The sequence below is a fragment of the Aquitalea sp. ASV15 genome (assembly GCF_016429115.1).
GTDB lineage: Bacteria > Pseudomonadota > Gammaproteobacteria > Burkholderiales > Chromobacteriaceae > Aquitalea > Aquitalea magnusonii.
Window position 1 is genome coordinate 1 of record NZ_JAELTZ010000150.1, and the last position, 387, is coordinate 387.

The 387-nt window shown below is 77.5% G+C and carries 1 protein-coding gene; it reads right to left on the reverse strand.

Annotated features, from left to right (window positions below; translation table 11 throughout):
- Nucleotides 1-98 precede the first annotated feature (98 nt).
- A partial coding sequence (locus JHD64_RS22265; protein WP_255524414.1) for a hypothetical protein occupies nt 99-387 on the reverse strand: 289 nt, incomplete at its 5' end.

Here is a 387-nt window from a genome sequence, read left to right on the forward strand (position 1 = left end):
CCCCCCCCCCCCCCCCCCCCCCCCCCCCCCCCCCCCCCCCCCCCCCCCCCCCCCCCCCCCCCCCCGTTCCAGCCGCAGACGCCATACGAGATCCTTGTTCATGTCGCGTGGGCTCGGAGATGTGTATCAGAGACAGGGCCCATGGCCTGTATTGCTGCTTCCACCCTTTGCCCTGTCTCGGCCGCTGTCGGCCCCTGATTCAAGGGCCCGAAGGAGATGTCTTCATAGACCGAGGCGGCAAACAGGGGGGGGGGGGGGGGGGGGGGGGGGGACGCTGCCGACGAACGAACAACAGTGTAGGGGGCGGGGGGGGGGGGGGCGTGGGGGGGGGGGGGGGGGGGGGGGGGGGGGGGGGGGGGGGGGGGGGGGGGGGGGGGGGGGGGGGGG